This is a genomic window from Rhodococcus coprophilus NBRC 100603, assembly GCF_001895045.1.
Classification (GTDB): Bacteria; Actinomycetota; Actinomycetes; order Mycobacteriales; family Mycobacteriaceae; genus Rhodococcus; species Rhodococcus coprophilus.
This window is the reverse complement of the sequence record NZ_BDAM01000002.1, coordinates 151,469-169,737: the sequence shown is the minus strand read 5'-3', so window position 1 is coordinate 169,737 and position 18,269 is coordinate 151,469. Positions and strand designations below refer to the sequence as shown.

Genomic DNA, 18,269 nt, shown 5'->3' with positions numbered 1-18,269 from the left:
CGGTTAGGTAATCCTAATACCCGCGAAAACGGCTCGTGGCCCGGCACCACATCTCGGCAGACGAACTACACCGATTGTGCCCAGCGCCCGACATCGCCACGTTCGAGCGCAAGTGCCAGCAGGTCCGGGAACCGTTCGGGAGTGCACGCGAACGCCGGCACACCCAGAGCGGCAAGCGCGGCTGCGTTGTCCCGATCGAACGACGGCGCCCCGTCGTCCGACAGCGCGAGGAGCACGACGACCTGTACCCCGGCGGCGAGCATCTCGCGCACCCGGGCGAGCATCTCGGTACGGATTCCGCCCTCGTAGAGATCCGAGATCAGCACGAACAACGAGTCGGTGGGCCGCGTGATCAGCGACCGGCTGTAGGCGATCGCCCGATTGATGTCGGTGCCCCCACCGAGCTGGGTGCCGAACAGGACGTCGACAGGATCGGTGAGCTTGTCCGTGAGATCCACGACGGAGGTGTCGAACACGACGAGGGACGTGCGCAACGCCTGCATCGAGGCGAGCACCGCGGCGAAGACCGACGCATACACCACGCTCGACGCCATCGATCCCGACTGGTCCACCGCGAGTACGACATCCCGTTGCACCGCCTGCGAGCGCCGCCCGAATCCGACGAGGCGTTCCGGGACCACCGTGCGGTATTCGGGTTGGTAGTGCGCAAGATTCGCGCGGATCGTGCGGTGCCAGTCGATGTCGCGAGGCTTCGGATTCGAGGTGCGAGCCGACCGGTTGAGCGCTCCGGTCACCGCAGTCCGGGTGCGCTGCGCGATGCGTTCCTCGACCTGCCGGACCACCTTCGCCACCACCGTCCGTGCTGTGGCCCTCGTGGTTTCGGGCATCACCTTGTTCAGGCTGAGCAGGGTGCCCACGAGGTGCACGTCGGGTTCGACGGCGTCGAGCAGTTCCGGTTCGAGCAGAAGCTGATCGAGACCGAGTCGGTCGACCGCGTCGCGTTGCATCACCTGCACGACCGACGTGGGAAAGTACGTGCGGATGTCACCGAGCCACCGCGCGACCTTCGGCGCCGAGGCGCCGAGTCCGCCGCTGCGCGGGCCCGTCGTTCCGTCTGCGTCCGTGTCGTACAGCGCGGCGAGCGCTCCATCCATCGCCGCGTCGCTTCCGGCACCCAGCGAGGTGGTGGACTCCTCGGCGGCATCGCCGAGCAGCAGACGCCAGCGCCGCATCCGCTCGTCGAACTCCGTTGTCATACGGGTACCCCCAGGATCAGTGCCGTTGCCGTGAGCGCGCGGTGCCCGCGCGCAGGTTCGAGTGCCGCCGTCGCGCGGTGCTCGGAACCCCCTCGAACGGCACGGCCGAGCAACGTGCGTTCCCCGTGCGCAAACGACCCGAACGTGCGACGCAGCACCGGCAGGACGTCGACGAAATCCTCGGCGCGGAGCCCCGACACCCAGGAGTCGATCAGCGACAGCAACCCGCGGTCGTGCACCAGCAGCAGCCCGCCGCCGCCGACGAACCCGTCGATCCAGCGCGCCTTCGCCGCGGGGGCGGACCCGACGGACAGGGCTCGGGCGACGCGGACGCCGGTGGCGTGCTCGTCGAATCTGCCCACGTCGCGGAGCATCCGCACGGTTCTGCCCGTCAGTACGCCGTCGACGTCGTCGCGGTCGCACACCGAGGCGAGGGTGTCGAGCCACCGGCCGGCCGCGTCGGGGTCGTCGCGCAACGCCAGCGCCGTGTGCACGTCGTCGACGGCACGTCGGATCGCATCGGCGGCGTCGCTGTCGAGGCCGGTGACGGCAGACGGCAGGCCCGCACAGACACGGGCGAGCACCGCGTCGGCGACATGCGCGAGCGAGGTCAGGTCGGTGCCGCGCACGTCGCCGTACCGCACGGTGCGGATCAGCGCGGGCAGCGCCGACATCAGGTGCAGCACATCATGATCGAGAGCGGCAGCGGCGTCGATGGCGGTGACCAGGTGCGGCACCGCGTCGCGGAGGTCTGCCAGGAGCGCCTGTTCGAGGAGGTCGGTGACCTCACCGAGTGTGGTGCCCGGCTTCCGGGCACGGTCGAGGACGGTCGCGGAGGCAGCGGCCTCGACGGTGGTACCCCAACGGGAAGCTTCCACGATTGCCACCGACAGTTCCGGATCCCATTGCAGCGACCAGGTTTCGCGGAACGTTCCGGTGGACCGCACCGCGCTCTCGGCCGGCAGCGCCCACTCGATTCCGAGTAGGGACAGCCGATGCAACAGGCGGGATCGTTGCAGATCGAGGTCCTTACGGAGGTCGAGATCCAGCTTCTTGGCGATCGGGGCACGTTTGAGCCGAAGGGTTTTCGAGCGCGCCTGCAGGTCGGCGTCGAGCGGAACCGTCGGGGTGTCCTCCGGAACGGCTCCGAGCGCTTCTCCGACCACGAGTTTGCGTGCCACGAGGTCGAGCAGCACATCGTCGCCGTCGCACAGCACCGCGCGCGTGGCTTCTACGGCTTCCGACAAGCCGGGCAGGGCACGACCGCGCAGCACCGCGAGCGTGTCGGCGAGCCGGGTGGCTTCGATGACGTGCGCACTCGATACAGGCAGATCTTCCTCGCGCAGCACCCGCGCGACGCGGGTGAACCAGCGCGCGGTGGTGTCGTCGGGATAGGTGAACAGGTGGTCGTACCAGCCCGGTGAGGTGATGCCGGCACCGTAGCCGGACGCAGCCGACAGCCGGGAATGTGTCCACGGAACCCAGGTGAGCGCCGCCTTCACCTTGGGAAGTCCTCTGAGCAGTCGCGCGTCCGGCGCGGCGGGCCCGAGGGGACCGGTCAACGCGGGCGCGTGCATCGCGCCGCACACCACCGCGATGTTCCGGGCTCCGGCCTTGACCGCGGTGCGCAGCACCTGACGCATATGGGCCTCGCGGCGCGCGGTGTGCTCGTCCAGGTCGGTGTCGGCGCGCAAGACCTCCATCGCCGCGGTGATCTCGTCGAATGCTCCGGCTCCGGCGCCTTCTGCATCCCCGGGACGCGCATGTTCGATCACTGCGTCCCACCACTGCTCGAAGTCGTCGTATCCCCCGGCAGAAGCGAGCGCCGCCAGCGGGTCGGGGCGCTCCGCCGATTCCGGAGACTGCTCCGCAGCCAGCGAGATCGCTGCCGGCAGATCGCAGAACCGCACATCGGCGTCGTGCAGAATCGCCCAGCGCAGCGCCTGCCACTCCGGCGAGAACGCGGCGAACGGCCAGAAGGCCGCCCGTGCGGGTTCGTCGCGCACGTACGCGAGCAGCGCGACCGGTGGTTGCATGTCGTCGGACGCGGCCAGGGCGAGGAAGGGATCGGCGTCGGCCGGGCCCTCGATCAGAACGGTGTCGGGTTCGAACTCGGCGAGCGCCCGCGCAATCGCGCGCGCCGACCCCGGCCCGTGGTGCCGGATGCCGAATACCCGGATCTCGGCGTCGCCGGTCACCCGGTGATCTCCCGGCATGCGCGGTAGAAGTCGGCCCACTCGGGGCGCTCACGCACGACGGCCTCGAGGTATTCGCTCCACACCACGCGGTCGGCCACCGGATCCTTCACCACCGAGCCGAGGATGCCGGCGGCGATGTCCGCGGAACGCAGGATGCCGTCGCCGAAGTGCGCCGACAGCGCGAGCCCGCCGGTGACGACGGAGATGGCTTCGGCGGTCGACAAGGTGCCGGACGGCGACTTGAGCTTGGTGCGCCCGTCGGTGGTGACGCCCTGGCGGAGTTCCCGGAACACCGTGACCACGCGCCGGATCTCGTCGGCTGCAGTGGGCAGAGCGGGGAGTTCGAGTGCGCTCCCGAGTTGTTCGACGCGGCGGGTCACGATCGCGACCTCGTCCTCTTCGCTGGCGGGCAGCGGGAGCACGACGGTGTTGAATCGTCGTCGCAGCGCGGAGGACAGTTCGTTGACGCCCCGATCGCGATCGTTGGCGGTGGCGATCACGTTGAAACCCTTGTTCGCCTGCACTTCGATCCCGAGTTCGGCGACGGGCAGGGTCTTCTCGGACAGGATCGTGATCAGCGCGTCCTGGACGTCCGCGGGGATCCGGGTGAGTTCTTCGATGCGGGCGATGGCACCGTCGCGCATCGCGGTCATGATCGGCGACGGGACGAGCGCGTCCGCGGACGGTCCTTCGGCGAGCAGCCGCGCATAGTTCCACCCGTAGCGGACGGCATCTTCGGATGTGCCCGCTGTGCCCTGGACGAGGCGGGTGGACGTACCGCTGATCGCAGCGGAAAGATGTTCCGACACCCAGGTTTTGGCGGTACCCGGAACGCCGAGCAGCAGCAGGGCCCGGTCGGTGGCGAGGGTCGCCACCGCGACCTCCATCAATCGGCGAGGTCCGACGTATTTGGGGGTGACGACGGTGCCGTCGGACAGTTCACCGCCCAGCAGATACGTCACGACCGCCCAAGGCGACAGCTGCCAGGACGGAGGGCGCGGCCGGTCGTCGAGCCGCGCCAGCGCCGCCAGTTCGTGCGCGTACTGCTGCTCTGCGTGGGGGCGCAGCAGCGTGGGGTCGGTAGCGGCGTCGGTCAACTCAGCTCCTCGTGAAGGGTTCGGCGAAGGGTCAGGGTGTCGGCGGCCGTCGCGAACAGATTCAGCCGGTCGAGGTGGTCGGTGCGGGTGGCGGCGTCGGCGAGCAGTTCGGTGAGTTCGAACGGTGCGCGGTGCGCGATCAGGGTGATGATCGTCTGGAACGAGCGGATACCGGTTCCCCCTTCGCGATACAGGGCGATCAGGACCTTCTCGGCCAGGTCGCGAGGCCATGGCGCGGCGAGAGCCCCGAGCAAGGCGGGATCGAGCAATGCGCGTCCGGACGACCCGAGCAGGTGGGAGACGAGCATCTGCCGGGGGAGGGCCTGCGCGACGGCTGTATCGGCGGTGCCGTCCCGGCGGAGGAAAGCGCGCGCCCAGTCGCCGTCGCGGTGTACGGCGACGGCCGCGGTCCAGCCTGCGTCGAGCGCCTCCCGTACGGGTTCGTCGACGCGCAGCGCCAATATCTGCTCCGGGGTCGGTGCGAGGTGCTGCCACGCGGCCGGCGGGGCGGACGACGCGACCGCGGTGAGCCGGCGCATCTTCTCCCCACCGGTCCGGGAGGCGCCGTCGTCGACACCGTCCCGAAGTGCTTCGCCGTCGAGACGGTTCGGTACGTCGACGACGAGTTCGTCGCCGGCGACGCGCGTCCACTCGCGTACCCGACGGGTCATCCTCGCGGCGAAAGCCGAGTCGGGCAGACGCCGCAGCAGGTCCAGGGCAACCGGGCGGACCTTGCGGCTACGGTCGTCGAGCGCTTGCTCGAGCAGGGCTTCGTCGTGCGCGCCGAGGCCGTCGGCCAGCAGTTCGAGTAGCGCGCCTCGCTGCGCCGCCGTCTCGGACGACCATGACGCCGTCAGTCTTTCGGTGGCGGCGTGGGGGTTCGAGGCGCGCAGCACCGCGAACCACCGACGGCGCTGCAGGGGAGATCCGTGCAACCAGGGACGCTCGTCGGACGGATCGGGGGTGACGAGGTGGGACCACGCGGGGTTCTGTGCGGCGACCCACTGGCCGCGGACACCGGCGAGACGTAGGAGGTGTTTGCGGTGCGGGGTGTCCGGTGCGGCGAACCACAGCAGATCCACCACGATCTCGTGCGGGGCCCGGAACCGCTCGGCGAGCGCGAACCACTCGGGTAGCAGCGGAGACCGGACGACGAGCAGACCCCGAAGCCGGTCGGCCGCCGCAGCCGGAAGCGTGAGGCGATCGTCGTCGGGAGCGGGTTCCGGCAACGTCCGGACCGTCGGGAGCGTCGCTGCGGTGAGAAAGGCGGACTCGAGAGCGGCCGCCGCGAGCAGACGCGACGCCGGATCGCCGGTCAGCGCTGCCGCTGCGTCGGAAGTGTGTAGCGTCGCCGGTGCGGGCGCCGACCGAGCCGTCCCGAGTAGTGCTGCGGTGGAAAGGGTTTCGAAGGTGTCGGTCACAGGGATACCTCCTGTCCCGCGGTGAACAACGACGCCGGTGCCAGCCGGGTGCCGTCCCAGTCGCCACACACGGTCAGTGGCTGACCACCCGCGACCGCTACTAGTCGCCACCGGGTGTCGTCCTCCCCACCGAGGGGCAGAGCGCGGCCGTGCCGGTCGACGAGATGCCAGGCCCCGCTCGATTCGACCGGGACCACGCTGTCGAGCAGCATCGGCCACGAGCGGATCCATGGGTCGGCGCCCAGAACGCGGGCGTACTCGTCCAGGGCCGCGTCGAAGTCCGGCGCCGTGCCGGGCAGCGACGCCGGCAGCGTGGTGAAGGGTTCGGGAACGGAGTGCCGCGTGCCGGCGAGCGCGCGCAACGGTGCGGCACCGGGATAGAAATGCAGGTCCGCGTCGACGAGCATCCCCGGCGGGGGAGTCTCGACGGGGAAGCGGGCGGTGCCGTGGGCGAAATCGAGGACGATCGCCCAGCGTCCGGTGTCGCGTCCGCGGAGCCACACCTTGCGCGTGAAGAGGCGGCTGTCTTCGGAGATGCGCGTCGCGAGCACCTGCCATCGGTCGCGGACGGCCGGTTCGGAGCGTACGTCGTCGGCCCGTGTGGGAAATCCCAGGTGGGTGTGCACCGAGCGTGCGAGCGGGCCGGGAAGGTCGTCGATCTTTCGGTAGGCGACCACCAGCAGGTGCAATCGGGCGTACTCGGCGAGGACACGCGCCGGCCAGTCCACCTCGGTCGCCACCACGCCGGCGAGCCCGCGCAGAGCGGACGCGATACCCGGGACCTGCGCGTCGACCATCCGCGCTGCCATGTCGTCGTACGTCGAACAGCTGTGGTCCACGGAACCGAGACCGCTGCGGATCCGGTCGGTCAGCCACCGATCCAGGTCGTCCAGACCGGCAGCGGCGCGCTCCGCGCGGCGTCGCACAGTGGCTGGGTCGGGCGTCTTGGCCGGTTCGCCGGGAGCCTCGTTCGCCGGTGCCGCCTCGGCTGTGCGTGCGGCCAGCCATTCGGTCACGGAATCCGGCGGTGCGGACTCCGCTATCGCGCCCTCGGACCAGCGCATGAGCAGCGCCAGCGCGTGCTTGCATGGGAACTTCCGGCTCGGGCACGAGCATCGGTACGAGGGCCCGTCGAGGTCTATCGCGGTGCGATAGACGGCGGTACCCCGGCCCCGGCATTCGCCCCAGAGTGCTCGGTCGTTCCGCCCGGTGCCGTTCCACGCAGACCCGAGTCCGCGGGCAGCCGTCATGGAGGACGGTTCGGGTGCTACGGCGGCGATCCGCTCGGGTGGCCAGGGGCTTGTCACGTCCTGAGAACGTACGGCAGGGTCCCGACACCTACCGAATCGTCAGGATGTGGCACTGGCGTTCAAGCGCCTCCGGATGCCGTCGACGAACAGTGTCAGGCCGAAGTCGAAGCGGACTGCAGGATCGCCGTCGAGGAGGTCGTCGTCCGAGGTCGGCGGGGTCTCTGTCGCGACGTCGGGCGCCACGGGTGCGCGGGTGAGCGCGCCGAGTTCGGCGAGCTGTGCGCGGGACTGCTCGTCGACGGTGTGGCCGAGCACATAGTGCAGCAGCGCGTAACCGGCGAGTTCGGCGTGCGCGCGGGAGAGCCCCGCACGCTGCGCCGCGACCACGAACGCGTCGCGGGCGCGAGAGGTGGTCAGCCGGGAGGCGTACGACGACGCGACGAGTTCGGCGCCGTCGCGATGGGCGAGGAGGGCGGCGCGCAACCGGTGGGCGAGTTCGGTGAGCGCGCCGTCCCAGTCGGTGGCGGCCGGTGGCGCGTCGACGCCGTCCAGGATGCGGTCGGCCATCGCGCCGAGGAGGGTCTGCTTGTTCGGGAAATGCCAGTACAGGGCGCCTGGCTGCACGCCAAGGGAGGTCGCGAGCTTGCGCATTGTGAGGTCGCCGAGCCCGTACTCGTCGAGGATCGCCATGGCGCCGTCGAGGACGTCGCCGCGTCGCAACTGCACCTGTCTGCTCCTGTCCGTCCCGCCGTGCCGAAGGCCTCCTTTGACAGTATCGGACCCGCCCCCTAACCTGAACGCCGTTCAAGTGAACAGTGTTCAAGTTCGAGTCAGGAGACGCAGTGACCTACGCGCCCACACGCACCGACATCCTCGACCTCGCCCGCGACCAGGTGCTCAGGCGCGGAGTCGGGTTCGATCGTGACCGGACGCTCGAGGTGCTCCGGTTGCCCGACGAACGACTCGAGGAACTGCTCGGTGTCGCCCACGAAGTGCGCATGGCGTGGTGCGGTCCCGAGGTGGAGGTCGAAGGAATTGTCAGCCTCAAGACGGGTGGCTGCCCCGAGGACTGCCATTTCTGTTCGCAGTCGGGCCTGTTCGCTTCGCCCGTGCGGGCTGCGCGTCTCGACATCCCGTCGCTCGTGGAAGCGGCGAAGCAGACCGCCAAGACCGGCGCCACCGAATTCTGCATCGTCGCCGCCGTGCGCGGCCCCGATGAACGGCTCATGGCGCAGGTCGCCGCCGGCGTCGCAGCGATTCGCGACGAGGTCGACATCCAGGTCGCGTGCTCACTCGGCATGCTCACCCAGGAGCAAGTCGATCAACTGGCGGCCATGGGCGTGCATCGCTACAACCACAACCTCGAAACCGCGCGCTCCCACTTCCCGAACGTGGTCACCACCCATACGTGGGAGGAGCGATTCGAGACGCTGCGAATGGTGCGGGAAGCGGGCATGGAGGTGTGCTGCGGCGGCATCCTCGGAATGGGTGAAACATTGGAGCAGCGAGCCGAATTCGCCGCAGACCTCGCCTCGGTCGAACCCGACGAGGTGCCGTTGAACTTCCTCGACCCCCGTCCCGGTACGCCGTTCGCCGAACTCGAGGTGCTCCCGGTCACCGATGCGCTCAAGGCGATTGCCGCCTTCCGGCTTGCATTGCCGCGCACGATCCTCCGGTTCGCGGGAGGCCGGGAGATCACTCTCGGCGACCTCGGCGCCCGGAAAGGCATCCTCGGCGGCATCAACGCCGTTATCGTCGGCAACTACCTCACCACCCTCGGGCGTCGTGCCGAAACCGACCTCGACCTGCTCGTCGACCTGCGGATGCCGATCAAAGCGCTCGGCGAAAGCATCTGACGTGTTCGACGCCTACACCGGTGCCGAACTCGTCGACGGTCTCGAGGTCGAGAGTCGCCGGGGAGTTCGGCTCGGCCTCGAACCGCCCCGGTACTGCGCGCAGTGCGGTCGCTGGATGATCGTTCAGGTCGTCCCCGACAGATGGTGGGCGCGGTGTTCACGCCACGGCATCATCGATTCGCACCGCAACGAGCAACGCTGACCGGAAGGCGATCAGAGGTCCGAATCCGGCGAAGAAGATGGTATCTGCCGGACGACGCGGGCGGGCACGCCCGCAGCCACCACGTTTCGCGGCAGATCGCGCGTCACCACCGCTCCGGCCCCGACAACAGTGTTCTCGCCGATCGTCACTCCGGGGCAGACGATCACGCCGCCCCCGAGCCACACGTTGTCGCCGATGGTGATCGGTTCGGCAGCTTCCCATTTCGCGCGTCGCAGTTCGGCATCGAGGGGGTGGGTGGGTGTGAGCAACTGGACGTTGGGTCCGATCTGCACATCGGCGCCGATCGAGATCCGCGCGACGTCCAGCATGACCGCTCCGAAGTTGACGAAGGTTCGCGGGCCGATCGTGATCTGGTATCCGTAGTCCACATGCAGCGGGGCGCGCACCTCGGCGCCCTCGCCCAGCGATCCGACCAGGGTCGTCAGAATCGCTCGCCGGGCTGCGGGATCGGTGACGCTCGACGAATTGAACTTCTCGCTCAGTTCCGCTGCGCGCGAAGCGTCGGCGGCGAGTTCGGGGTCGTCCGCGATATACAGTTCGCCCGCCAGCATGCGTTGCTTCTGACCTGTCACATCGCTCCTTCCTCGACCGTGAGATTCACGTGCACACCGGTAGATCCACACCTGAAGCTACGCTGCCGACCGCGCTCTACGGGGAAATCTCGCCCGTTGTCCGGTCCGTCCGGCCGGCATTCTGCTTTCGCATCCGCCTAGCGGATCTTGCGTCGGTAGACGGCCGTTGCCGTGAAGAACGCGAGAACGAGGAGACCGACGCACCAGGCAAGCGCGATCCAGATGTCGCCACCGACCGGTCGCTGGGCGAAGATGTCCCGAAGCGTGTCGACGATCGCGGTCACGGGCTGGTTCTCGGCGAACCACCGCACCGGTGCGGGCATGGTGTCGGTGGGCACGAATGCAGAACTGAGAAACGGCAGGAAGATCAGAGGATAGGCGAATGCGCCTGCGCCGTCGACGGTTTTCGCGGTCAGGCCCGCGATGACGGCGACCCAGGTCAGGGCCAGAGTGAAGATCATCAGGATGCCCGCGACAGTGAGCCAGCCCAGCGCACTGGTACCGGTGCGGAAACCCATGACCAGTCCGATGCCGACAACGGCGATAAGGGAGATCAGGGATGCGAATAGGGAGGTGAGCACGTGTGCCCACAGAGCGCTGGACCGGGCGATCGGCATGGACTGGAAGCGCTGGAAGATCCCGCCCTGCAGATCCATGAACAGTCGGTACGAGGTGTAGCCGATCCCCGAAGCGATCGTGATGAGGAGGATACCGGGCAACATGTAGTTCAGATACGACGTCGATCCGGTGTCGATCGCACCACCGAAGACGTAGACGAACATCAGCATGAGAGCGACCGGAGTGACCGCCGTGGTGATGATGGTGTCCGGACTTCGCATGATGTGGCGCAGGGAACGGCCCGTGAGGGTGACGGTGTCCTTGTAGAAGGTAGCGGTAGTCATCGGTCCTCCCGGGTTCCGGTTGGGACGCTGCTGGTCGTCTCGTCTCCGCCGGTCTCGTCGGTGTCGGTGACGATCGCGAGGAAGATCTCTTCGAGGGTGGGGCGTTTCTCGACGTACTCGACTTTCGCCGGTGGCAGCAACGCCTCGAGTTCGGTGAGGGTGCCGTTCACGACGATCCGGCCCTGGTGGAGAACGGCGATCCGGTCCGCAAGACGTTCCGCTTCCTCCAGGTACTGCGTGGTCAACAGCACGGTCGTTCCGAGCCGGGCGAGTTCGTTGATCGTCTCCCATACGGAAAGTCGCGCCTGCGGATCGAGACCGGTGGTGGGTTCGTCGAGGAAGACGACGGGTGGATTTCCGACCATGCCCATTGCGATGTCGAGTCGGCGGCGCATGCCACCGGAGTACTCGGACGCCCTACGGCCGCCTGCCGTGGTGAGGGAGAACCGGTCGAGCAACTCGTCCGCGACTCGGCCCGGATTGTCGAGGTGGCGAAGCTTGGCGATGAGCACGAGGTTCTCTCGCCCGCTGAGCATGTCGTCGACGGTTGCGAACTGTCCCGTGAGACTGATCGATTCCCGCACCTGTTGCGGATGGGTGGCGATGTCGAACCCGTTGATGGTGACTGTGCCGGCGTCCACGGCGAGCAGCGTCGCCAGCGCTTGCACCACGGTGGTCTTGCCTGCGCCGTTCGAGCCGAGTAGGGCGAAGATACTCCCGGGAGCCACGTCGAAGTCGACGCCTCGCAGTACCTGCAGGTCCTTGTACGACTTCTCGAGACCCTGTACTCGAATCATTGCGTCGGTGGTCATTGCTGTCTCCGTTCCGCGGTGTCGATGGATCGAGTGAGGCGTGCGCGCTCCTTGTCGATCCATTGCCTGCCGGTATAGGCACGGACGAACGTCTCTGCGAAGTCGACCGGGTCGTCACCGACGACTTCCCGAACCGGTGTGCCGTCCACGGCCGCTCGTTCCCAGAGATCGGCCATGTCTCCGACCATCGTGACGAGGGTCGCGCCGTCGGTGAGCCCGCTGGAATAGTTGAGGTATCTCACCAACGCCTTCGCCGCCACGTCGTACGGCTCGGGGAGACCGTCGATGCGGGCAGCGTGCCGTTTGTACTGTCTTTTCTGTTCGAACGAGCCTGTGACTTTCCCGATCCAGTCGGTCATGCTCACTTTCCCCCTCGGCGGAGCTGTTCGATATGTTCTGCAAGGAAGCTCCATGTCTTCCAGAACTCGTCGAGTTGTTCTCTACCTTTTGTGTTGATGGAGAACACTTTCCGTGGCGGCCCCTTCTCCGACGGCACTTTCTCCACGTCCACGTAGCCGCGTTGTTCGATGCGGACCAGTAAGGCGTAGACGGTGCCCTCGGCGAGATCGGTGAACCCCCGCTCTCGCAGGGACGTGGTGATCTCGTAGCCGTAAGCGGGTCGTTCGGCCAGAAGTGCCAGGACGATGCCTTCGAGCGTGCCTTTGAGCATTTCCGTCATCGGATTCGCCATTGCCACCTTCGTCCTACTCAGTGTTGCTGACTACCGGTACAAAGTAACACTGACTACCAGTACTCGGCAATACCGAGTACATGACGAGATTCTCCGATGCCGCCTGAGATGTTCACAGTTCCCGACGTGTCGATGTGCCCAGCCCGATCGGGGTTTCGCCGCACCTTCGACTGCCGTGCCTTCTCCATGCTCGCGGTAACGATCGAGGGAACCGACGCGATGCCACGGATCGAACCGTCGTCCGTTTGCGAGGAGTTGCCGTGAGTACCGATTCTGTGCCGTACCACCGCCCGATCGCGGTGGTCGACGAGCGAGTAGCGAGTGTTGCGATCTGGCACGTCGACATCGGTAACCCGGTTCCTCCGCGCATGTCGCGACTGGTCGGGGCGTGGGTTCTCGACAACAACCGGACCGAGATTGCGACTTTGCTCGACGGTCGCCACATCCTGCGCTGCGCCCCCGATCCCGAAAACTCTGTCCTCGAGAGGATTTCGATTGCCGGCTGGATCGATCTCGATGCCACCGTGGACGCCGTCCGAACCGAGATCCACGATCTCGATAAACGATTCACCGAACATGCGGCCACGGTGAAGAACAAGCTCACCCGACCGGACTGGCCCGACGTCCCCGACCCGCGAGCCGCGCCCCTGCGTTCGGCGACCGGGCCGGGCGATTTGCAGCTCGAAGGGGCGAGAGCACTCGCGCTTGCCCGCGGAATCCGGAACCTGGCTGACGCCTGGGCGCAGGTCGAATCCCAACGCACCATGCGCGCTTTCCTCGTCGAGCCGGCCGGAAACCTCGCCCGGCCGCTTCCACTCGTCACCCGATGAGCGCCCGGGGTCTGTCCTTCGCCGCATTCGACGTCGAAACGGCCAATGCCGATCGCGGCAGCATCTGCGCAATCGGCGTCGTCGTGGTGCGCGATGGAATCCTCGACGGTACGTACAGCTGGGAGTGCCGTCCTCCTGCGGCCGTCGATTACTTCTCCGCGTTCAACACGTCGGTTCACGGCATCACCGGGGACTCGGTCGCCGGGGCGCCGCGTTTCGGGGACGTGTGGCCACAGGTACTCGAGGTGATCGGTGAGTTCCCGCTCGTCTCTCATAACGCCGCTTTCGACACGGGTGCCGTGCGGAAGGCCTGCGATCACAGTGGGCTACCTTGGCCTGTAATACGTTTCGGCTGCACTATGGTCTGGGCGCGTCGGCACCTCGACCTCGTCTCTTATCGGTTGCCGATGGTTTCTGCCGCTCTGGGTGTCGAGCTGGTTACGCACCACGACGCTGCCGCCGACGCGGCTGCCGCAGCCGGCATCGCGCTCGAACTCGCTGCGCGAACCGGATCCGGCACGATCGATGCGTTGGCCGAGGCCATGGAAACCCGAATCGGCCGGATCACCGAAACAGGTTGGGATGGATGCCGCCGGGTCGGAAAGCGCAAGATCGATCGACTGGTCGCCCCTGGCACTGCGGCGGACGTCGATCCCGACCATCCCTTGTACGGGCAGGTCGTAGCGTTCACCGGCGGACTGATGTCGATGACACGGCAAGGCGCAATGAACGCGGTCGCCAGGTGCGGTGCCACCGCCGCGAAAGCCGTCACTCGGCGCACCACCCTGCTGGTCATCGGCGACGGGTTCACCGGCGCCGACCCCTCCGCGTTCACGACCGGCAAGGCGGCACGGGCTTCGGAATTGCGGGCCAAGGGCTTCGGTATCGAGGTCCTGACCGAAAACGATCTCCTCGAGTTACTTGCTCAGGAGGCCCCGACCGAATCGCCGTCCACTTCCGGCGCCGTCTCCGTTCCGCCTCATCCCGGCCTTGTGGGAACGCAGCCCCCGATGTGACTGCTCCGAACGCTCGGTGGCCGGTCGGGGCATACCTGACTGTCCGGTGATGCCGGCGACCATGTGGAGCCGGCCCGCAGAGGATGGGCCGGTCTCCACGGTCAGCTGAGCGCAGCGGTGTCCCTCTGCGGATCGGCCGGGACCCCGATGACTATGCGCCGAATCCGCCGTCGATATCGAGGCTGGAACCGGTGATGTAGGCCGCCTCCGGACCTGCGAGGTAGGCGACCAGTGCGGCAACCTCGACGGTGGTCCCGAAGCGGTCTACTGCCATGACTCCCAGCATGTTCGGGGCAGCGGGACCGTCGGCGGGGTTGGCATCGGTGTCGATCGGGCCGGGCTGGATGTTGTTGACCGTGATGTTGCGCGCGGCCAGGTCCCGGGCGAGGCCTCGCGTCAGGCTTGCCAGTGCTCCCTTGGTCAGGGCGTAGACGGATTGACCGGGAAACGGGGTCCGATCGGCGTTGATGCTGCCGATGTTGATGATCCGGCCGCCGCTGCCCATGTGGCCGAGCGACTCGCGGATGGTGACAACCGCAGACCGCACGTTGATGGTGAGCATCGCGTCGATCTCGTCCATCTTCAACTCGTCGAGGGGGCCGAAGGTGCCGACCGCGGCGTTGTTGACCACGATGTCGAGACTTCCGAACCGATCGACGGTCTGTGCGACAGCAGACGTCACGTCCTCCTCTTTCATGCTGTCGGCATGGATGGCATGTGCGATGCCACCGCTCGCGACTGCCGCGGCAGCGACGTCTTCGGCCCGGGTCCGGGAGTTGGCGTATGTGAACGCCACCTGCGCACCGTCTGCGGCGAGGCGCGCCACGATCCCTGTGCCGACGCCTCGCGATCCTCCTGTCACCAGTGCGGTCTTGCCTTCGAGCAGTCGTGTGTTCATGAGCGGAACGTCCCTTCGCGGTTATTGAATGGTCGCTCAAATAAAGAGCACTAGCGTCCCGAAGTCAAATTTGAGGGATCATTCAATAACGGGTACTCTCGCCTGCATGGCCAGGCCTAGGAAGTTCGACGAACAGGACGTCTTGACCGCCGCGAGGGATGCATTCTGGCGCGGCGGTTACACGGCGACATCTGTGCAGGATCTCGCCGAGGCGACGGGGTTGGGCGCGCAGAGCATCTACGGAGCGTTCGGCAGCAAACGCGACCTGTTCCTGCGGATCCTCGACGACTACTGCGCCACCCAGAAGGAGGGGCTCGAATCCGCGGTGACCGCCGATTCGAGTCCGTGGCACGGGCTCACGTCGGCAGTGGTGTTCGAGGATGGTGGGCGTCTGAAATTGCCGGAGCAAGGTTGCCTGATGGTCAACACCATCGCGGCGCTCAGTGCTCAGGACGACGACGTGCGAACGCGCGCGTGCCGCGTGTACGACGACACGCTCGCGCTGTTCGCGCGGCAGATCACCGAAGCCCAGGAGCGAGGCGAGATCGATTCCGATGTCGATCCGACGGAAACGGCCCGGGCCTTGATCACCGTCATGCAGGGCATCGAGTTCCTGCAGAAATCGGGTATCGCCGAGGATGAGGTGCGACGTCTGAAGCACGCTGCGCTCGACATGATCGAACGGGCCGTGACGAAAACCGCTGACCCCGAGGAGGTTCAGCCGTGACGACCATCGGAATCCTCGGCGCGGGGGAAGTGGGTAGCCAGATCGCGCGAGCAGCGATCGGGGCCGGATACGCGGTGGTCATCGCCAATTCGCGAGGCCCCGAGACTCTGACGGATCTTGTCGACGAACTCGGCCCGTCGGCACGCGCCGACACGGCTGCCGGCGCTGCGGCTGCGGGCGATTTCGTGGTGGTAGCCATCCCCCTGAAGCTGGTCGACAATCTGCCGGTGGACGAGCTGGCAGGCAAGATCGTGCTCGACACGAACAACTACATGCCCTGGCGCGACGGAAACTTCGCCGTTGTGGACTCGGGAGAGAAAACGGTCCACGAACTGCGCCAGGAACAGCTTCCGCTCTCGAAGGTGGCCAAGGCTTTCACACACATCCAGGCGCCACGCCTTCTCGCTTCGGCCCAACCCGCCGGGAGCCCGGACCGTCACGCGCTGTCGGTCTCGAGCGACTTTCCCGAGGCTGTGGAACTTGTCACCGCGCTCTACGATCGGTTCGGATTCGACACCGTAGACAACAGCCCCCTCGGCGAGTCGTGGCGCAGCGGTCCGGGCCAGCCTGCGTGGCTCGCACACGAACACCAGACGCGACAAGAATTGGCCGCCAACCTCGCTGCAGCACAACCGCTCGGCCGGGTGTGAGGTGATGGCCGGGAGTCGCGCGAGGACCAGTCGAAGCACGCCGCTGAGCGCGAAGAGTCACTCGTACCCTTCGTGTGTCTGCAGCGTCGTCATGTCGCGTCGTCGACGCCTGGTGGCGCCATCCGGAAGGGCTGGGGACTCGGGAACACAGTGAGATGTGATTCGTCTCACATATGATGACGGGTGTTGCACGATCACAGCCCGGGAGGCATCTCGATCAGGGAGGTCCACGTGACCGACAGCTCCCCCATCCCCACGAACGACACCCCGAACATGGCCGCGACCGGTGAGGCGGCCGCAGCGCCGGCCAGCTCACCGGCAACCGACGGGCCACCGGCCGGTGACGGCCACTCGCACGACGTGATCATCATCGGGGCGGGCCTGTCGGGTATCGACTGCGCTTACTGGCTCCTCGAGCAGAATCCAGGCTGCGACTACCTGGTCCTCGAGCGCAGGCAGCGCGTCGGCGGGACCTGGGATCTGTTCCGTTATCCGGGCGTGCGGTCCGACAGCGACATCTACTCGCTCAGTTACCCGTTCGAACCATGGGCGAAGCCGGGCGCACTGGCCGAAGGTGCCGACATCAGGGACTACATCGAACACACCGCGCGCAAGTTCGGCATCGCCGAGCACATCCGCTTCGAGCAGCACGTGCTGACCGCCGACTGGGACTCGGACAGCGACACCTGGACGCTGGGCGTCGAAGTCGGGGAGGGTGACGAGAAGCGTCACGAGAGCTACCGGTGCCGGTTCGTCGTCTTCGCGACCGGCTACTACGACTACGACCGGCCGTACACCCCGAGATTCGCTGGAGTAGAGGACTTCACGGGTCAGATCGTGCATCCACAGCACTGGCCGGAGGACCTCGACTACCGGGGCAAGCGCATCGTCGTGATCGGCAGCGGCGCAACCGCGGTGAGTCTGATTCCCAACCTCACCGACAAGGCGGCACACGTGACGATGCTGCAGCGCTCGCCGTCGTACATCTTCTCGGCCAAGCAGAAGCAATACCTCGTGCCCGTTGTGCGGAAGCTCCTGCCCGCCGGGGCGGCGCACCGGGTGATCCGGTGGCGGTATGCGGCACAGACCGCGGCGATCGTGCACCTCACGCACCGGTTCCCGAAACTGGGCCGCAAGTTGATCCGCGCGAACGTGGCGGCCAACCTGCCCGAGGACTATCCGGTCGACGTGCACTTCAACCCCACCTACAACCCCTGGGACCAGCGCATGTGCATGGTTCCCGATGCCGATCTGTTCAGCGGCATCACGGAGGGCTCCATCGAGATGGTCACGGACCACATCGACCGCTTCGACGAGACCGGCGTGCGACTGACTTCCGGCCGGCACCTCGACGCCGACATCATCGTGACCGCTACCGGCCTGCAACTGCTCGGCTTCGGTGGGACACGCCTGGTGGTCGACGGTGACGAGGTGAAACCGCACGATCGATTCGTCTTCAAAAGCCACCTGCTCGAGGACGTCCCCAATTTCGCGTGGTCGGTCGGTTACACGAACGCCTCGTGGACACTGCGGGCGGACATGACAGCGCGGTCGGTTGCGAACCTCGTCAGATACATGCGTGAGAACGGTTACACCCATGCCTATCCCCACCTGGGTGACGAGCCGATGACCGCGCAACCGTTGTGGGACCTCCAGGCCGGATACGTGGAACGGTCGCCGGACGCGTTGCCGAAGTCGGGCACCCGAGGGCATTGGCGGGTCCGTCACAACTACTACCGCGACGCCATCGACCACAGGATCAGCAGGGTCGAGGACTCGATGGTCTTCGGTCCGGTCGCACCTCTCGGCGGATCTCGCCGGTGAGCGAATCCCCTCGGTCGCACGGGTGACAGACGCTCCGATCCGGACCGCGCCACGCATCGGTGCGCCGCCAACGAGCGATATTCGT

The 18,269-nt window shown here is 67.0% G+C and carries 19 protein-coding genes; 7 read left to right on the top strand and 12 right to left on the bottom strand.

Annotated elements, in window-relative coordinates:
• Positions 1 to 65: 65 nt before the first annotated feature.
• Genes RDCOP1_RS05165 through RDCOP1_RS05140 form a run of 6 tightly spaced genes read right to left on the bottom strand, consistent with a single transcriptional unit; the run spans position 66 to position 7,909 of the window.
• Positions 66 to 1,217 (bottom strand): VWA domain-containing protein, encoded by a 1,152-nt coding sequence (locus RDCOP1_RS05165; RefSeq protein WP_072699053.1) that lies wholly within the window; start codon positions 1,215 to 1,217, stop codon positions 66 to 68.
• The gene (locus RDCOP1_RS05160; RefSeq protein ID WP_072699052.1) at positions 1,214 to 3,433 is read right to left on the bottom strand and encodes a DUF5682 family protein; all 2,220 of its coding nucleotides are present in this window, start codon (positions 3,431 to 3,433) and stop codon (positions 1,214 to 1,216) included. The genes RDCOP1_RS05165 and RDCOP1_RS05160 overlap by 4 nt, the downstream gene beginning before the upstream one ends.
• Entirely contained in the window at positions 3,412 to 4,512 is a 1,101-nt protein-coding gene (locus RDCOP1_RS05155; protein WP_072699051.1) for an ATP-binding protein, read from the bottom strand. Before RDCOP1_RS05155 ends, RDCOP1_RS05160 begins: the two co-directional genes overlap by 22 nt.
• Positions 4,509 to 5,933, bottom strand: coding sequence for a DUF5691 domain-containing protein (locus tag RDCOP1_RS05150; RefSeq protein ID WP_072699050.1), 1,425 nt, complete (start codon positions 5,931 to 5,933; stop codon positions 4,509 to 4,511). The genes RDCOP1_RS05155 and RDCOP1_RS05150 overlap by 4 nt, the downstream gene beginning before the upstream one ends.
• Positions 5,930 to 7,240 (bottom strand): SWIM zinc finger family protein, encoded by a 1,311-nt coding sequence (locus tag RDCOP1_RS05145; RefSeq protein WP_072699049.1) that lies wholly within the window; start codon positions 7,238 to 7,240, stop codon positions 5,930 to 5,932. Before RDCOP1_RS05145 ends, RDCOP1_RS05150 begins: the two co-directional genes overlap by 4 nt.
• A 42-nt stretch (positions 7,241 to 7,282) precedes the next feature.
• Entirely contained in the window at positions 7,283 to 7,909 is a 627-nt protein-coding gene (locus RDCOP1_RS05140) for a TetR/AcrR family transcriptional regulator C-terminal domain-containing protein (protein WP_072699048.1), read from the bottom strand.
• Between the two features lie 116 nt (positions 7,910 to 8,025).
• On the opposite strand from RDCOP1_RS05140, the gene bioB reads away from it, so the two are divergent.
• Together bioB and bsaP are read left to right on the top strand one after the other, a co-directional pair.
• Entirely contained in the window at positions 8,026 to 9,039 is a 1,014-nt protein-coding gene (bioB, locus tag RDCOP1_RS05135) for a biotin synthase BioB (RefSeq protein ID WP_072699174.1), read from the top strand.
• 1 nt (position 9,040) lies between these two features.
• The gene (gene bsaP / locus RDCOP1_RS05130; protein WP_072699047.1) at positions 9,041 to 9,241 is read left to right on the top strand and encodes a biotin synthase auxiliary protein BsaP; all 201 of its coding nucleotides are present in this window, start codon (positions 9,041 to 9,043) and stop codon (positions 9,239 to 9,241) included.
• A gap of 11 nt (positions 9,242 to 9,252) precedes the next feature.
• Here the strand turns inward: bsaP and RDCOP1_RS05125 are convergent, their stop codons facing one another.
• From RDCOP1_RS05125 to RDCOP1_RS05105, 5 genes are all read right to left on the bottom strand, one after another.
• Positions 9,253 to 9,834, bottom strand: coding sequence for a sugar O-acetyltransferase (locus tag RDCOP1_RS05125; protein WP_111731559.1), 582 nt, complete (start codon positions 9,832 to 9,834; stop codon positions 9,253 to 9,255).
• Positions 9,835 to 9,971: 137 nt separating this feature from the next.
• The gene (locus tag RDCOP1_RS05120; protein WP_072699045.1) at positions 9,972 to 10,736 is read right to left on the bottom strand and encodes an ABC transporter permease; all 765 of its coding nucleotides are present in this window, start codon (positions 10,734 to 10,736) and stop codon (positions 9,972 to 9,974) included.
• The gene (locus RDCOP1_RS05115; RefSeq protein ID WP_072699044.1) at positions 10,733 to 11,548 is read right to left on the bottom strand and encodes an ABC transporter ATP-binding protein; all 816 of its coding nucleotides are present in this window, start codon (positions 11,546 to 11,548) and stop codon (positions 10,733 to 10,735) included. Before RDCOP1_RS05115 ends, RDCOP1_RS05120 begins: the two co-directional genes overlap by 4 nt.
• Positions 11,545 to 11,907 (bottom strand): DUF1048 domain-containing protein, encoded by a 363-nt coding sequence (locus tag RDCOP1_RS05110; RefSeq protein ID WP_072699043.1) that lies wholly within the window; start codon positions 11,905 to 11,907, stop codon positions 11,545 to 11,547. Before RDCOP1_RS05110 ends, RDCOP1_RS05115 begins: the two co-directional genes overlap by 4 nt.
• 2 nt (positions 11,908 to 11,909) lie before the next feature.
• Positions 11,910 to 12,239: a PadR family transcriptional regulator gene (locus tag RDCOP1_RS05105; protein ID WP_072699042.1), complete on the bottom strand. Its 330-nt coding sequence runs from the start codon at positions 12,237 to 12,239 to the stop codon at positions 11,910 to 11,912.
• Between the two features lie 260 nt (positions 12,240 to 12,499).
• Between RDCOP1_RS05105 and RDCOP1_RS05100 the strand changes: the two genes are divergently transcribed.
• Positions 12,500 to 13,069: a hypothetical protein gene (locus RDCOP1_RS05100; protein ID WP_072699041.1), complete on the top strand. Its 570-nt coding sequence runs from the start codon at positions 12,500 to 12,502 to the stop codon at positions 13,067 to 13,069.
• Positions 13,066 to 14,085 carry an exonuclease domain-containing protein gene (locus tag RDCOP1_RS05095; RefSeq protein ID WP_072699040.1) on the top strand — a complete coding sequence of 340 codons (1,020 nt, stop codon included), beginning with the start codon at positions 13,066 to 13,068 and terminating at the stop codon, positions 14,083 to 14,085. Before RDCOP1_RS05100 ends, RDCOP1_RS05095 begins: the two co-directional genes overlap by 4 nt.
• A gap of 151 nt (positions 14,086 to 14,236) precedes the next feature.
• On the opposite strand, the gene RDCOP1_RS05090 is transcribed toward RDCOP1_RS05095, so the two are convergent.
• Positions 14,237 to 14,983: an SDR family oxidoreductase gene (locus RDCOP1_RS05090; protein WP_072699039.1), complete on the bottom strand. Its 747-nt coding sequence runs from the start codon at positions 14,981 to 14,983 to the stop codon at positions 14,237 to 14,239.
• A 106-nt stretch (positions 14,984 to 15,089) separates the two neighbouring features.
• On the opposite strand from RDCOP1_RS05090, the gene RDCOP1_RS05085 reads away from it, so the two are divergent.
• The 3 genes from RDCOP1_RS05085 to RDCOP1_RS05075 all read left to right on the top strand — a co-directional run bounded on the left by RDCOP1_RS05085 (position 15,090) and on the right by RDCOP1_RS05075 (position 18,184).
• Positions 15,090 to 15,710 carry a TetR/AcrR family transcriptional regulator gene (locus tag RDCOP1_RS05085; protein WP_072699038.1) on the top strand — a complete coding sequence of 207 codons (621 nt, stop codon included), beginning with the start codon at positions 15,090 to 15,092 and terminating at the stop codon, positions 15,708 to 15,710.
• Positions 15,707 to 16,360 carry an NADPH-dependent F420 reductase gene (locus tag RDCOP1_RS05080; RefSeq protein ID WP_072699037.1) on the top strand — a complete coding sequence of 218 codons (654 nt, stop codon included), beginning with the start codon at positions 15,707 to 15,709 and terminating at the stop codon, positions 16,358 to 16,360. The genes RDCOP1_RS05085 and RDCOP1_RS05080 overlap by 4 nt, the downstream gene beginning before the upstream one ends.
• Positions 16,361 to 16,633: 273 nt before the next feature.
• The gene (locus RDCOP1_RS05075; RefSeq protein ID WP_084722447.1) at positions 16,634 to 18,184 is read left to right on the top strand and encodes a flavin-containing monooxygenase; all 1,551 of its coding nucleotides are present in this window, start codon (positions 16,634 to 16,636) and stop codon (positions 18,182 to 18,184) included.
• The last annotated feature ends 85 nt before the right edge of the window (positions 18,185 to 18,269 follow it).